At 71.3% G+C, this 15,424-nt stretch carries 11 protein-coding genes; 7 read left to right on the forward strand and 4 right to left on the reverse strand.

Annotated features, from left to right (window positions below; all coding sequences use genetic code 11):
* Positions 1-26 precede the first annotated feature (26 nt).
* The 6 genes from uvrB to aroQ all read left to right on the forward strand — a co-directional run bounded on the left by uvrB (position 27) and on the right by aroQ (position 8,077).
* The gene (gene uvrB / locus R2E43_RS28540; RefSeq protein ID WP_003976853.1) at positions 27-2,165 is read left to right on the forward strand and encodes an excinuclease ABC subunit UvrB; all 2,139 of its coding nucleotides are present in this window, start codon (positions 27-29) and stop codon (positions 2,163-2,165) included.
* A gap of 142 nt (positions 2,166-2,307) precedes the next feature.
* Positions 2,308-2,886 (forward strand): TerD family protein, encoded by a 579-nt coding sequence (locus tag R2E43_RS28545; RefSeq protein ID WP_003976854.1) that lies wholly within the window; start codon positions 2,308-2,310, stop codon positions 2,884-2,886.
* 124 nt (positions 2,887-3,010) lie between these two features.
* Positions 3,011-5,026, forward strand: coding sequence for a TerD family protein (locus R2E43_RS28550; protein ID WP_189283738.1), 2,016 nt, complete (start codon positions 3,011-3,013; stop codon positions 5,024-5,026).
* Positions 5,027-5,278: 252 nt separating this feature from the next.
* Positions 5,279-6,280, forward strand: a complete 1,002-nt coding sequence (locus R2E43_RS28555; protein ID WP_136209000.1) for a TerC family protein — start codon at positions 5,279-5,281, stop codon at positions 6,278-6,280.
* 132 nt (positions 6,281-6,412) lie between these two features.
* On the forward strand, positions 6,413-7,513 hold the full coding sequence (locus tag R2E43_RS28560; protein WP_003976857.1) for a calcium:proton antiporter: 1,101 nt from the start codon (positions 6,413-6,415) through the stop codon (positions 7,511-7,513).
* A 90-nt stretch (positions 7,514-7,603) separates the two neighbouring features.
* On the forward strand, positions 7,604-8,077 hold the full coding sequence (gene aroQ / locus R2E43_RS28565; protein WP_003976858.1) for a type II 3-dehydroquinate dehydratase: 474 nt from the start codon (positions 7,604-7,606) through the stop codon (positions 8,075-8,077).
* A 211-nt stretch (positions 8,078-8,288) separates the two neighbouring features.
* Here the strand turns inward: aroQ and R2E43_RS28570 are convergent, their stop codons facing one another.
* Both R2E43_RS28570 and R2E43_RS28575 read right to left on the reverse strand, forming a co-directional pair.
* A complete protein-coding gene (locus R2E43_RS28570; RefSeq protein ID WP_003976859.1) occupies positions 8,289-8,945 on the reverse strand; it encodes an MBL fold metallo-hydrolase in 657 nt (218 codons plus the stop codon).
* 60 nt (positions 8,946-9,005) lie between these two features.
* Positions 9,006-9,692, reverse strand: a complete 687-nt coding sequence (locus R2E43_RS28575; protein WP_011028067.1) for a maleylpyruvate isomerase family mycothiol-dependent enzyme — start codon at positions 9,690-9,692, stop codon at positions 9,006-9,008.
* Positions 9,693-9,915: 223 nt separating this feature from the next.
* On the opposite strand from R2E43_RS28575, the gene uvrA reads away from it, so the two are divergent.
* Positions 9,916-12,960: an excinuclease ABC subunit UvrA gene (gene uvrA, locus R2E43_RS28580; RefSeq protein ID WP_332056695.1), complete on the forward strand. Its 3,045-nt coding sequence runs from the start codon at positions 9,916-9,918 to the stop codon at positions 12,958-12,960.
* 413 nt (positions 12,961-13,373) lie between these two features.
* Here the strand turns inward: uvrA and R2E43_RS28585 are convergent, their stop codons facing one another.
* Together R2E43_RS28585 and R2E43_RS28590 are read right to left on the reverse strand one after the other, a co-directional pair.
* Positions 13,374-14,282, reverse strand: a complete 909-nt coding sequence (locus R2E43_RS28585) for a carbohydrate kinase family protein (protein ID WP_003976862.1) — start codon at positions 14,280-14,282, stop codon at positions 13,374-13,376.
* Positions 14,279-15,385, reverse strand: coding sequence for a LacI family DNA-binding transcriptional regulator (locus tag R2E43_RS28590; protein ID WP_332056696.1), 1,107 nt, complete (start codon positions 15,383-15,385; stop codon positions 14,279-14,281). Before R2E43_RS28590 ends, R2E43_RS28585 begins: the two co-directional genes overlap by 4 nt.
* Positions 15,386-15,424: the final 39 nt, after the last annotated feature.

The raw sequence follows: 15,424 nt of genomic DNA on the forward strand, positions 1-15,424 counted from the left end.
CAGTGCGGGGTCGTACGGTGGAACCCATGCGGCCCGTTTCCCAGATCGAACGCACGGTGGCGCCCTTCGAGGTCGTCAGCCCCTACCAGCCGAGCGGTGACCAGCCGACGGCCATCGCCGAGCTGGCCCGGCGCGTCCAGGCAGGCGAGAAGGACGTCGTCCTGCTCGGCGCGACCGGCACCGGCAAGTCCGCCACCACCGCGTGGATGATCGAAAAGCTCCAGCGCCCCACCCTGGTGATGGCGCCGAACAAGACCCTGGCCGCCCAGCTGGCCAACGAGTTCCGCGAGCTGCTGCCGAACAACGCCGTCGAGTACTTCGTCTCGTACTACGACTACTACCAGCCCGAGGCCTACGTCCCCCAGTCGGACACCTACATCGAGAAGGACTCCTCGATCAACGAGGAGGTGGAGCGCCTGCGCCACTCCGCCACCAACTCGCTGCTCACCCGCCGTGACGTCATCGTGGTCGCCTCCGTGTCCTGCATCTACGGCCTCGGCACCCCGCAGGAGTACGTGGACCGCATGGTCCCGCTGCGGGTCGGCGAGGAGCACGACCGGGACGAGCTGCTGCGCCGCTTCGTCGACATCCAGTACACGCGCAACGACATGGCCTTCGCGCGCGGCACCTTCCGGGTGCGCGGCGACACCATCGAGATCTTCCCGGTCTACGAGGAGCTGGCCGTCCGCATCGAGATGTTCGGCGACGAGATCGAGGCCCTGTCCACCCTCCACCCGGTCACCGGCGAGATCATCAGCGACGACCAGCAGCTGTACGTCTTCCCGGCCTCCCACTACGTCGCCGGTCCCGAGCGCCTGGAGCGTGCGGTCAACGACATCGAGAAGGAGCTGGCCGAGCGCCTGACCGAGCTGGAGAAGCAGGGCAAGCTCCTGGAGGCCCAGCGGCTGCGGATGCGCACCACGTACGACATCGAGATGCTCCGCCAGATCGGCTCCTGCTCCGGCGTGGAGAACTACTCGATGCACTTCGACGGCCGCTCACCCGGCTCCCCGCCGAACACACTGCTCGACTACTTCCCGGACGACTTCCTGCTCGTCATCGACGAGTCGCACGTCACCGTGCCGCAGATCGGCGCCATGTACGAGGGCGACGCCTCCCGCAAGCGGACCCTGGTCGACCATGGCTTCCGGCTGCCCTCCGCCCTGGACAACCGCCCGCTGAAGTGGGAGGAGTTCCAGGAGCGCATCGGACAGACCGTCTACCTGTCGGCGACCCCGGGAGCCTACGAGCTCTCCCGTTCGGACGGCGCCGTCGAGCAGATCATCCGCCCGACCGGCCTGGTCGACCCGGAGGTCGTCGTCAAGCCCACCGAGGGCCAGATCGACGACCTGGTGCACGAGATCCGCCGGCGGACCGAGAAGGACGAACGCGTCCTGGTCACCACCCTCACCAAGAAGATGGCCGAGGATCTCACCGACTACTTCGTGGAGCTCGGGATCCAGGTCCGCTACCTGCACAGCGACGTGGACACGCTGCGCCGGGTCGAGCTGCTGCGCGAGCTGCGCGCGGGCGAGTACGACGTCCTGGTCGGCATCAACCTGCTGCGCGAGGGCCTCGACCTGCCCGAGGTGTCCCTGGTGGCGATCCTCGACGCCGACAAGGAGGGCTTCCTGCGCTCCGGCACCTCCCTCATCCAGACCATCGGCCGCGCGGCGCGCAACGTCTCCGGCCAGGTCCACATGTACGCGGACAAGATCACGCCGGCGATGGAGAAGGCCATCGACGAGACCAACCGCCGCCGCGAGAAGCAGGTCGCGTTCAACAAGGCGAACGGCGTCGATCCGCAGCCGCTCCGCAAGAAGATCAACGACATCGTGGCGCAGATCGCCCGCGAGGACGTCGACACCGAACAGCTCCTCGGCTCGGGCTACCGCCAGACGAAGGAGGGCAAGGGCGCCAAGGCTCCCGTGCCCGCGCTGGGCGGCCAGAAGACGGGCGGAGCCAAGGCGGCCAGAGGCAGGGCCAAGGAGACGGCGGTGACCGACCGTCCCGCGGCGGAGCTGGCCGAGCAGATCGAGGACCTCACCACCCGGATGCGGGCGGCCGCGGCCGACCTCCAGTTCGAGATCGCGGCCCGGCTGCGCGACGAGGTCTCCGAAATGAAGAAGGAACTGCGCCAGATGCGGGAGGCGGGCCTGGCCTGACGGCCCCCTCCGGGCACGCGCTGTGTTGCAAGACCGACACAAAGCGCGGACCGGGGTGGGGCACTGTCAGTGCCCCTGCGTAGGGTTCTGGTCAACCGCGGGGACCGCGGCAACAGGGGACAGTTCGAGAGGGGATCAGCGCGTGACCGTCAACATGACCAAGGGTCAGGCCATCAGTCTGCAGAAGAGCGACGGCGGCAGCCTGACGTCGGTGCGGATGGGTCTCGGCTGGCAGGCGGCTCCCCGGCGCGGCCTGTTCGGTTCGCGCACCCGGGAGATCGACCTGGACGCCTCCGCGGTCCTCTTCGCGGACAAGCAGCCGGTCGACGTCGTCTTCTTCCGCCACCTGGTGAGCGACGACGGCTCGGTGCGCCACACCGGGGACAACCTCGTCGGCGGTGTCGGCCAGGGCGGCGACGACGAGGCGATCCTCGTCGACCTGCAGCGCGTTCCGGTCCACATCGACCAGATCGTCTTCACGGTGAACTCCTTCACCGGCCAGACCTTCCAGGAGGTGCAGAACGCCTTCTGCCGCCTGGTCGACGAGACCAACGGCCAGGAACTCGCCCGCTACACGCTGGCCGGCGGCGGGGCCTTCACGGCCCAGATCATGGCCAAGGTGCACCGCGCGGGCCAGGGCTGGTCGATGACCGCCATCGGCACGCCGGCCAACGGCCGCACCTTCCAGGACCTGATGCCGGCGATCCTGCCGGTCCTGTAGCAGCCGGCCCGCGGCAGTCCGGCCCGCAGCAGCCCGACACGAACCGGCCGGTCCCCCGCGCGGGACCGGCCTCGCCCGCGTGACGCCTCGCGGGTGGCAGACGAATGACACAGGGGGAAAGGCGATGACGGCCGAGCTGACGCGGGGACAGAACCACCCGCTTCCCCGGGCTCGTCTCGAGATCCGGGTCTCGGCCGGTACGCCGGTCGTGGCCGGGGCCACGCTCGGCGACGAGAACGGCACGATCCACGGCGTCGAACGGGTGGTCCACCCCGGTGCGCCCACCCTGCCGGGCCTGGAGGTCTCCCGGCAGGCCGCCGCCGACCACCGTCTCGCGGTGGACCTGGACGCCGTGCCGGACGCCGTGCACCGTGTCAGCGTGCTGCTCGCCCTGCCCGCCGGCGGGCAGGGCCCGGCCAGGTTCGGGGCCGTTGCCGCCCCCTTCGTCGCCGTCACGGACCTCGACGGCGACGAGGTTGCCAGCTACACCATCACCGGCCTGGAGGCCGAGTCCGCCGTCGTCGCCCTGGAGCTCTACCGGCGCCAGGGAGCGTGGAAGGTGCGCGCCGTCGGCCAGGGCTACGCGGGCGGCCTCGCCGAGCTGCTCGCCGACCAGAAGCTGTCCCAGGCCCACCAGCTCGCGGCGACCATTCACGAGGCGGTGGCGAGCGGACTGGCCCGTTCGATACCGGCCCCGCCGGCCGCCGCCCCGGCCCACCGGCCGGACCACGGCACCATGCCCGGGGCCGGCCCCGGTGGTCCCGTCCCGCCGGCGTCCCCGTACGACCCCCAGGGGCCTTCCGCCCCCGGCCCACAGACGCCCGGGGTGCCGGGACGACCCGGGGGACAGCAGCCGTACCCGAGCGGGCCGGGGGAGCCCGCCACCGCCGGCCAGCCGTCCGCTCCCGCCGCAGGTGGCCCGATCGACTACAGCCACCCGCGCCGGCAGAGCGCGGCGCCGCCCCCGCCGCCGCCTGCCGCACCCGCGTCGGAACCGGGTCGCCCGGCCCGGCCCGTCGCCGGTGACGCCACGGGCTGGTCCATGGAGGAGCGGCTCTACAACCAGGTGTGGGGCATGTTCGAGGACCTGGCCCGCACCACGGCCGCCTACCGCAGCGCCGTCGACTTCGCCGACTCCCGTATGGAGAAGGAGCTCGACCAGGTCCTGTCCGACCCCCGCAGCCGGATCGGCGGACAGGGCGACGCGGCCCGGGAAGCGGCGCGCGCCCGGCACAGCCAGCTGGTGTCCCAGGCCCGGGAGGTCCTGGACCGGGACGTCGCCCAGCTCGTCGCCGAGGCCGAGGTCGTCGAACCCGCGCTGCCGGCGGCCTTCGCGCGGTGGGACAACCCCGTCTGGCACGCCTACCGCGTCCCCATGGAGATCCCCATGGCCCTGCGGCTGGGCGATCTCCATCTGCCGGAGGCCGACCGCATCCGCATCCCGATGCTGATCCGGCTGCCGCTCGAGCGCGGCCTGTGGATCGACAGCGGGCGCTCCGCCTCGCTCGACGGGTCGTTCGCCGACTCGCACGAGATGCGGCGCCTGGGCCTGGAGACGGCCGTCTCCCACGCGGCCCGGCTGCTCGCCGTCTACCCGGCGGGCGAGTTCACCGTGCACGTCATCGATCCGGCCGGGTCCGGGGCGCAGGCACTGGCGCCGCTGGCGCAGAGCGGGGTGCTCGCCGCGCCGCCCGCCCAGGGTGCCGCCGGGGCGGCGGACGTACTGGCCCGTCTCACCCAGCGCGTCGACCTGGTGCAGATGGCGTTGCGCGGAGGTGCGCCCGACGCGCTCCCGCCCGGCCTCGACACCTCGCAGCAGCTGCTGATCGTCAACGACTTCCCGCACGGCTTCGACGACCGCGCCGTCAACCAACTGCGCTACCTCGCCGACGAGGGGCCGGCCGTCGGCGTCCACCTGATGATGGTCGCCGACCGCGAGGAGTCCGCCGGGTTCGGACCGCTGCTCGACCCGTTGTGGCGCTCGCTGCTGCGGCTGACCCCGGTGGCCGACGACCACCTCGCCGACCCGTGGGTCGGACATGCCTGGACGTACGAGCCGTCGCTCGTGCCGCCCGGCAGCCAGGTGCTCCAGCAGGTGCTCGCCCAGGTCGCCGCCGCCCGCCGGTCATGGGATCGGTGACCGGCTCCGAACTGGCCTTTTGAGCTTTATTTGCAAATCTCTTTACCTTCCCTTGGGGATTGGGGTACTGTCGTCCGTACGGAGGGGAGTACTCCCTGTCTGTGCGGCGTACCCGTCAATACGGATCAGGCCAGATCCCGGGGCGTCGGCCCGTGGTTCCGGGCGCATCACGCGTCCCGGGTACCCGGGTGGAAGAGACCTCCGGCAGCGACGACGCTGACATCTGCCGTGTGACGTACTGCCGGAGGCGTAGTGGAAGTTTCGGTGACCCTGTGGGTCCTGACCATCGTGGGCCTTGCCGCCCTCATCGCGGTCGATTTCTTCATCGGCCGCAAACCGCACGACGTATCGATCAAGGAAGCCGGTATCTGGACCGGCGTCTGGATCGCCCTGGCGGGCCTCTTCGGGCTCGGCCTGCTCCTCTTCAGTGGCGGTGAGCCCGCCGGCGAGTTCTTCGCGGGCTTCATCACCGAGAAGTCACTGAGCGTGGACAACCTCTTCGTCTTCGTCCTGATCATGGCGAAGTTCGCAGTGCCCTCCCAGTACCAGCAGCGGGTTCTGCTCATCGGCGTGCTCATAGCCCTGGTGCTGAGGGCCGTCTTCATCGCCGCGGGTGCGGCGATCCTCGCCAGCTTCGCCTGGGTCTTCTACATCTTCGGTGCCTTCCTCATCTACACCGCCTTGAAGCTCATCCAGGAGGCCCGGGCCGACCAGGAGGACGAGGAGTTCGAGGAGAACAAGCTCCTCAAGGCCGCCGAGCGTCGCTTCGGTGTCGCCGACCGGTACCACGGCACCAAGCTGTGGATCGAGGAGAACGGCAAGCGGATCATGACCCCGATGCTGGTCGTGATGCTCGCGATCGGCACCACCGACGTGCTCTTCGCGCTCGACTCCATCCCGGCGATCTTCGGTCTGACGCAGGACCCGTACATCGTGTTCACGGCCAACGCGTTCGCGCTGATGGGTCTGCGACAGCTGTACTTCCTCATCGGCGGTCTGCTGAGGAAGCTGGTCCACCTGTCCTACGGCCTGTCCGTGATCCTGGGCTTCATCGGCGTCAAGCTGGTGCTGCACGCCCTGCACGAGTCCGGCGTCCACGTCCCCGAGATCAGCATTCCGGTCTCGCTCGGCGTGATCTGCTCCGTCCTGATCGTCACCACGATCACCAGCCTCCGCGCCTCGAAGAAGCAGGCCGCGGCGGAAGCGGCGGCCGCCGGGGGCGACGACACCCGCAAGGACAGCGTCGAGGCCTGATCACCCGGGCCCGGGAGCGGCGAACGGCGCGCAGCCGTTCGCCGCTCCTCCCGTGTGCGCCGGGCGTGCTCGGCGGGCGAAGGCTCCCGGGTCCGGAGTGCGGCGTCCGTCGCCCTCTGCGACGATCACCGCATGGTCACCGGTCCCAGGGCGCTCCTCGCACAGTGGACGACCGTCACGCCCGTGATCGCGGTCGTACTGCTGGCCCTCACCTGGGGCCGCTCGCTGCCCGGCGCGGTCGTCGCGCTGCTCACGATCGTCCTGGCGGCCTCCGTCCTGGCCGCCGTGCACCACGCCGAGGTGGTCGCCCACCGGGTGGGCGAGCCCTTCGGCTCCCTGGTCCTCGCCATCGCGGTCACGGTCATCGAGGTCGCGCTCATCGTGACCCTGATGGTGGACGGCGGCGACAAGAGCGCGACCCTGGCCCGGGACACGGTCTTCGCGGCCGTCATGATCACCTGCAACGGCGTGGTCGGACTCAGCCTCCTGGTCGCCTCCCTGCGACACGGGACCGCGGTGTTCAACCCGGAGGGCACCGGCGCCGCCCTCGCGACGGTGGCGACCCTGGCCACCCTCAGCCTGGTGCTGCCCACCTTCACCACCAGCGCGCCCGGCCCGGAGTTCTCCACCGTGCAGCTGACCTTCGCGGCACTGTCCTCGCTCGTCCTCTACGGCCTGTTCATCGCGACCCTGACCGTGCGGCACCGCGACTACTTCCTGCCGATCACCCGGCAGGGCGAAGTGATCACCTTCGAGGAGCACGCCCACGCACCGTCCTCCCGCACGGCTCTGACCAGTCTGGGGATGCTGGGCCTGGCCCTGGTCGGCGTCGTCGGCCTCGCGAAGGGCGTGTCGCCGACCATCGAGGACGGGGTGGCGGCCGCCGGACTCCACCACGCCGTCGTCGGCGTCATCATCGCGCTGCTGGTCCTGCTCCCCGAGACCATCGCCGCGGTGCGTTCCGCGCGCCGCGACCGGGTCCAGACCAGCCTGAACCTGGCGCTCGGCTCCGCCATGGCCAGCATCGGACTGACCATTCCCGCGGTGGCCCTGGCCTCGGTGTGGCTCACCGGGCCGCTGGTCCTCGGCCTCGGCTCCATCCACATGGTGCTGCTCGCCCTGACCGTGGTGGTGGCCTCGCTGACGGTCGTGCCGGGCCGGGCCACGCCCTTGCAGGGCGGTGTCCACCTGGTGCTGTTCGCGGCGTACCTGGAACTGGCCGTCAACCCGTAGGCGGGGCCGGGGCACCGGCGCACCGTGATAGACCGGGGGCCGAGCAGCGGTCGCGCAGGGACCGCCGCACCCTCACGGACCGGAGGAACCGTGCCCCGCAGCCTGGCCAACGCCCCGATCATGATCCTCAACGGCCCCAACCTGAACCTGCTCGGCCAGCGCCAGCCGGAGATCTACGGCTCCGACACCCTCGCCGACGTCGAGGCGCTGTGCGTGAAGGCGGCGGCCGCGCACGGCGGCACGGTGGACTTCCGGCAGTCCAACCACGAGGGCGAACTGGTCGACTGGATCCACGAGGCCCGGCTGAACCACTGCGGGATCGTGATCAACCCCGCCGCCTACTCGCACACGTCCGTCGCCATCCTGGATGCGCTCAACACCTGCGACGGGCTGCCGGTGGTGGAGGTCCACATCTCCAACATCCACCAGCGTGAGCCGTTCCGGCACCACTCCTACGTCTCGCAGCGCGCCGACGGCGTCGTCGCGGGGTGCGGTGTGCAGGGGTACGTCTTCGGTGTGGAGCGGATCGCCGCCCTGGCCGGGGCGGGCTCGGCCAGGGCCTGAGGCGCCGGGGCCGCCGGCCGAGGGCGGGGGTCGGGGGGCCGGCGGCCCGTGCCGCCCAGGAGCCGTCGTTCCTGTGCGGGGCTGCCACCAGTCGACCGCGCCAAGCCGGTGCGCGGGGAGCGGGTGCGGCCCGCGCGTGTGTGCGAACGCTTCACACGGGGCGCGTACGTCGGACGGGAGGGCGCGGGCGGGCACCTGACCCGCCCGCCCGTCACCAGCCCCGTGCCCGCCATTCCGGCAGGTGCGGCCGCTCCGCGCCGAGCGTCGTGTCGTTGCCGTGCCCGGGATAGACCCACGTCTCGTCCGGGAGCGTGTCGAAGACCTTGGTCTGCACGTCGTGGATGAGGCTCGCGAAGGCGTCCGGGTCCTTGAAGGTGTTCCCCACGCCGCCCGGGAACAGGCAGTCCCCGGTGAACACGTGGGGATGCCCGTGCGGGTCGTCGTAGACCAGGACGACGGAGCCCGGCGTGTGTCCGGCGATGTGGCGTGCGGTGAGTTCCACCTGCCCCACCCGGATCGTGTCGCCGTCGTCGATCAGGACGTCGGTCGGCACCGGGATGCCCTCGGCGTCGTGCCGGCCGGCGTGGGTGCGGGCGCCGGTGGCCGCGACGACCTCGGCGAGCGCCTGCCAGTGGTCGCCGTGCCGGTGTGTGGTGACGACGGAAGCGATGCCGTCGTCCCCGATCGTGCCGAGCAGGGTGTGCGCGTCGTTGGCGGCGTCGATCAGCAGTTGCTCGTCGGTGGCCCGGCAGCGCAGCAGATAGGCGTTGTTGTTCATCGGGCCGACCGCGACCTTGGTGATCATCAGGTCCTTGAGCTCGTGCACGTCGGCGGGCCCGCCGACCGTCACCTCTCCGCTGTACGTCATGACGGCCAGCCTAGCGCCGGGAGGCGGCCGGCAGGCTGCCTCCCGGTTGCTGACCGGGACCTACAGCGGAGGCAGCGTCGGCAGCGCGCCGCCCTCCACCGTGAGCGCGGAGCCCGCACGGCGGCCGGCGAGCCAGCCGAGCAGATCGGCCGGGGGACCGGTGACGGTCACCTCGGGAGCGTCCGACTCCCGCCCCGTGGTCCACGCGCGCGTGCCGTCCGTGAGCCGGGTCGGCGGCACGTCGGGGTGACCGGCGAACCGGGCGGCGAGGAAGTCGGTCTCCCGCTCGGTGAACTCCGCGGGAAGGTCCTCCAGCTCGTAGCCGGCGCCCAGGTCCACGTGGTGCAGCTCCACCTCGGCCCACCTGCGGAACGGCACCCTGGAGGCCGAGTCCGTGACCCCGTTGCGCAGCTCCACCGTGCGCGTCCAGTCCGCGGGTGCGGCACCGACGTCCTGGAACCGGGCGGCGCTCTCGCGCACATCCGCGAGCTGGGCGTCGAGCGGGCGCGGGGCGTCCCGCTCGATGTCGGCGTCCCGGGCCTCGCCCGAGACGTACATGGGACGTCCTTCGAGGACGTTCACGAGGGCGTCGGCGTTGCGGGCGAGGTGGGCGAGGACGTGACCGCGACTCCAGCCGGGAAGCCGTGACGACTCCGTCACGAACGCGTTGTCCAGTTTCCCGACCGCGGTGAGCAGCCGATCGGTCGCGTCACGTACAGACGCCAGGTCATGAGCGTGATCCATCATGCTGCTGACCCTAGACCGCGCCACACCTTCGGGTGAAGGTTGTGGACGACCCCCGCAATTCGAATGCACGTGCTATAAGGTCGACTGCGGCGTCGGGCATGCTGGGAAGTCGGGGTTTGTTGACAACCGGTGAATCCGACCGGCGTTGTCAGTGGCTCCCCCTAGTCTGAGAAAGACGGGGGCCCCGCCCCTGTCACTTCTCTCAAGAAAGGTGCGGACCGGCGTGGCCGACCGTCTCATCGTCCGTGGCGCGCGCGAGCACAACCTGAAGAACGTCTCGCTCGACCTGCCTCGTGACTCGCTCATCGTCTTCACGGGCCTGTCCGGGTCGGGCAAGTCCTCCCTGGCCTTCGACACCATCTTCGCCGAGGGCCAGCGGCGCTACGTGGAGTCGCTCTCCTCCTACGCCCGGCAGTTCCTCGGCCAGATGGACAAGCCGGACGTCGACTTCATCGAGGGCCTCTCCCCGGCGGTCTCGATCGACCAGAAGTCGACCTCGCGCAACCCGCGCTCCACGGTCGGCACCATCACCGAGGTCTACGACTACCTGCGCCTGCTCTTCGCCCGCATCGGCAAGCCGCACTGCCCCGAGTGCGGCCGGCCCATCTCGCGCCAGTCGCCGCAGGCCATCGTGGACAAGGTCCTGGAGCTGCCGGAGGGCAGCCGCTTCCAGGTGCTGTCGCCGCTGGTGCGCGAGCGCAAGGGTGAGTTCGTCGACCTCTTCGCCGACCTCCAGACCAAGGGCTACTCCCGCGCGCGGGTGGACGGCGAGACCGTCCAGTTGTCCAACCCGCCCACCCTGAAGAAGCAGGAGAAGCACACCATCGAGGTGGTCGTCGACCGCCTCACGGTGAAGGACTCCGCCAAGCGGCGCCTGACCGACTCCGTGGAGACCGCGCTCGGCCTGTCCGGCGGCATGGTCGTGCTCGACTTCGTCGACCTCCCCGAGGACGACCCCGAGCGCGAGCGCATGTACTCCGAGCACCTGTACTGCCCTTACGACGACCTGTCCTTCGAGGAGCTGGAGCCCCGCTCCTTCTCCTTCAACTCGCCCTTCGGCGCCTGCCCCGACTGCTCCGGCATCGGCACGCGCATGGAGGTCGACGCGGAGCTGATCGTCCCCGACGAGGACAAGTCCCTCGACGAGGGCGCCATTCACCCCTGGTCGCACGGGCACACCAAGGACTACTTCGGCCGACTGATCGGCGCCCTCGCCGACGCGCTCGGCTTCCGTACGGACATCCCCTTCGCGGGCCTGCCGCTGCGCGCCCGCAAGGCCCTGCTGTACGGCCACAAGACCCAGGTCGAGGTCCGCTACCGCAACCGGTACGGCCGCGAGCGCCGGTACACCACGGCCTTCGAGGGCGCGATCCCCTTCGTCAAGCGCCGGCACAGCGAGGCGGAGAGCGACGCCAGCCGCGAGCGCTTCGAGGGCTACATGCGCGAGGTGCCCTGCCCCACCTGTCAGGGCACGCGCCTGAAGCCGCTCGTCCTCGCGGTCACCGTCATGGGCAAGTCGATCGCCGAGGTCTCGGCGATGTCCATCAGCGACTGCGCGGACTTCCTGGGCGAGCTGACGCTCAACGCCCGGGACAAGAAGATCGCCGAGCGCGTGCTGAAGGAGGTCAACGAGCGGCTGCGCTTCCTGGTCGACGTCGGCCTGGACTACCTCTCGCTGAACCGCGCGGCGGGCACCCTCTCCGGCGGCGAGGCCCAGCGCATCCGGCTGGCCACCCAGATCGGCTCCGGACTCGTCGGCGTGCTGTACGTCCTCGACGAGCCGTCCATCGGCCTGCACCAGCGCGACAACCACCGGCTGATCGAGACCCTCGTCCGGCTCCGGGACATGGGCAACACCCTGATCGTCGTCGAGCACGACGAGGACACCATCAAGGTCGCCGACTGGATCGTCGACATCGGCCCCGGCGCGGGCGAGCACGGCGGCAAGGTGGTGCACAGCGGCTCCGTCAAGGAGCTGCTCGACAACGCCGAGTCGCAGACCGGCCTGTACCTGTCCGGGCGCAAGGCCATTCCGCTGCCCGACATCAGGCGCCCGCAGGACCCCTCCCGGCGGCTCACCGTGCACGGCGCCCGGGAGAACAACCTCCAGGACATCGACGTGTCCTTCCCGCTGGGCGTCTTCACGGCCGTCACCGGCGTCTCGGGATCCGGCAAGTCGACGCTGGTCAACGACATCCTGTACACCCACCTGGCCCGCGAGCTGAACGGCGCGCGGAACGTCCCCGGCAGGCACACGCGCGTGGACGGCGACGACCTCGTCGACAAGGTCGTCCACGTCGACCAGTCGCCCATCGGCCGCACCCCGCGGTCGAACCCGGCCACGTACACCGGCGTCTTCGACCACATCCGCAAGCTGTTCGCGGAGACGACGGAGGCGAAGGTCCGGGGATACCTGCCCGGCCGCTTCTCCTTCAACGTCAAGGGCGGCCGCTGCGAGAACTGCGCGGGCGACGGCACCATCAAGATCGAGATGAACTTCCTCCCGGACGTCTACGTCCCGTGCGAGGTCTGCCACGGCGCCCGGTACAACCGGGAGACCCTGGAGGTCCATTACAAGGGCAAGTCCATCGCCGACGTCCTGAACATGCCGATCGAGGAGGCGACCGACTTCTTCGAGGCGGTCCCCGCCATCTCCCGGCACATGAAGACCCTGAAGGACGTCGGCCTCGGCTACGTCCGGCTCGGCCAGTCCGCGACCACCCTGTCCGGCGGCGAGGCCCAGCGCGTCAAGCTCGCCAGCGAGCTGCAGCGCCGCTCCACCGGGCGCACGGTGTACGTCCTGGACGAGCCGACCACGGGTCTGCACTTCGAGGACATCAGCAAGCTCCTGACGGTCCTCGGCGGCCTGGTCGACAAGGGCAACACGGTCATCGTCATCGAGCACAACCTCGACGTGATCAAGACCGCCGACTGGGTCGTCGACATGGGCCCCGAGGGCGGCGCCGGCGGTGGCCTGGTGGTCGCCGAAGGCACGCCCGAGCAGGTCGCGGGCGTACCCGCCAGCCACACCGGCAAGTTCCTGCGGGACGTCCTGGGCGCCGACCGGGTCAGCGACGCCGCCCCCGTGACCAGGCTGCGCAAGGCGGCGAAGACGGTCGCGACCAAGGCCGCCGCCAAGAAGACCGCCACGAAGACGGTCACGGGCACGGCGGCCAAGAAGGCGACCGCCACCAGGACGGCCAAGACAGCGGTCAAGAAGGCCGCCAAGCCCGCCGCGAAGAAGACCACGCGGACGAGCAAGGCCTGAGCCCTACGGCGCCGGGCCCCACGGGAACATCCGTGGGGCCCGGCGCCGTCCGCGCGGCCGGACACGCAGGCGCCCCTCGGCGCGGCAGGCCGCGCCCAGCTCATGGAACACCTCGGCGCGGGAACGCTGCGGCTGCTGCACGAGCCCCTGTCGCTGCCCGAGGAGGGCCGGCGGATCGTCGTGCACCTGCCCGCGTAAGACGCCACGGCCACCGCGCCACCGCCCTGGACCGGCTCGTCCACGGTCGCCGCCCCGGCGTCCTGCGGGCCGTCCGCCCGGCGGTCCGAGAGCGTCCGGCCGAAGCCGAAGCCGAAGCCGAAGCCGAAGCCGAAGCCGAAGCCGAAGCCGAAGCCGAAGCCGGAGCCGAAGCCGGAGCCGGTGCTGCGGCCGGTGCCGGCAGCGGCCGTTCTCCGTCAGACGGCGACCTCATGGGCGTACGGCGGTTCCGCGCCCGCGCGGGAACAGGTGACCGCCGCGGCGCGGGCGGCGAAGCCCAGCAGCCCGGCCCAGCCGTCCGGACCCAGGGCGGCCAGGTCCGCGTCGCGGAGAGCGCCCCGCGCCGCGAGGCCGTGCAGGAGTGCCGCGTTCACCGTGTCGCCCGCCCCGATCGTGTCCGCCACCTCGACGCGCTCGCCCGGCACCGTGTACTCGCCCCCGTCCCGGGTGAAGGCCGTCAGCCCGTCGCCGCCCCGCGTGACCACGACCGCGGCCGGTCCCGCCGCGAGCCACTCCCGGGGCGTGCCGCCGAGCCACTCGGCGTCCTCGGCGGACAGCTTCAGCAGCGACACCGACGGCAGCCAGCTCTTGAACCGGGCCCGGTAGGCGTCGGGGTCCGGGATCAGCCCGGCCCGGATGTTCGGGTCCAGCGCGGTGAACACACCCCGCGCGGCCGTCTCGCGCAACAGTTCCTCGTACGCGCTCGCGCCCGGCTCCAGGACCAGCGAACAGGTCCCGAAGGAGACGGCCCGGGTGCCGGACGGCAGCGCGGCGGGCAGCGCGAACATCCGGTCGGCCGTTCCCTCCACGTAGAAGGAGTACGCGGCCGAGCCGTCCGCGTCGAGCGACGCCACGGCGAGGGTCGTCGGCTCGGCCCCGCGCTGCACCGGAGAGACGTCGACGCCGGTCTCGCGCAGCCGGTCGAGCAGCGCCTCGCCGAAGCCGTCGTACGACACACGCGAGCAGAACGCGACGGGGGAACCGAGGCGGCCCAGCGCGACGGCCGTGTTGTACGGACCGCCCCCGAGCGCGGGCCGCAGCGCGGCGAGGGCGCCCGTGCCCTGCGGTACCAGGTCGATCAGTGCCTCACCGGCGACGACGATCACGGGAGGGTCCTTTCGTGGGCCTTGGCGTGGGCTTTTCCGGACGGTCCGGCGACGTGCCCGGACTTCTCGGAGAGCGGTCCGGGCTGCTCGACACAGCCGCACGAGCCGCGGTGGACGAAGGTGCAGGGCAGTCGCAGGGTCCGCGCGGGCCGGTCCGGCTCGGCCAGGCGGTCGAGGAGCAGGCGGACGGCCTGCGCCCCGATGTCCCTGCTGGGCTGGGCGACCGCGGTGAGCCGGGGGGAGAAGAGATCGGCCCAGGCGAAGTCGTCGAAGCAGCACAGGGCGAGGTCACCGGGTACCGACAGGCCCCGGCTCCGCAGGGCGCGCAGGGCGCCGATGGTCATCGCGTTGTTGGCGGTGACCAGTGCGGTGGGCGGCACCGCCAGGGACAGCAGGTCTGCCGTGGCGCGCTCGCCGCCCGCCGCCTCGGAGTCGCCGTGGACCAGCAGCCGCTCGTCGAAGGGCAGCCCGGCGGCGGCGAGTCCGTGCCGGTAACCGGTGATCCGCTCGCGGGTCGTGCTGAGGCCGGGCCGGCCCGCGACCAGGCCGATCCGGCGGTGGCCCAGCCCGGCGAGATGGCCCACCAGGCCGGTGGTCGGCTCGGCGCCCTCGGCACCGACCTGGTCGAAGCGCGGGGCGTCCTCGCCCTCCGGCACGTCCACGATCCGGTCGAGGAACACGGCCGGCACCCGGTGGCGGGTGAGGTAGGAGACGAGCTCCCGGGGCTCGGCGGAGGGTGCGACGATCATGCCGTCCACGCGTCGCTCGTGCAGCAGCCGGACGACTTCGCGTTCGTGCGCGGGGTCCTCGTGCGGATCGGCGATGAGCAGGCCGTATCCGTGTTCCAGGGCACTGGCCTCGACGCCCTGGAGGATCTCCGTGAAGTACGGGTTGCTGATGGCCGACACCGCCAGCCCGATGGAGCGGGTGCGGGAGGTCACCAGGGAACGGGCGAGGGTGTTCGTGGTGTAGCCCAGTTCCTCGACGGCGTCCAGTACCGCCCGGCGAGTGTGCGGCAGCACCGGACGGGTGTCGTTGAGCACGTGCGAGACCGTCGCCACCGAGACCCCGGCACTCCGCGCCACATCGGCCATGGTCGCCACCCGGACACCCCCTTAGCGTGCGGTCGCACCGTGGCCGGA

Source organism: Streptomyces violaceoruber, from assembly GCF_033406955.1.
GTDB classification, from domain to species: Bacteria; Actinomycetota; Actinomycetes; order Streptomycetales; family Streptomycetaceae; genus Streptomyces; species Streptomyces violaceoruber.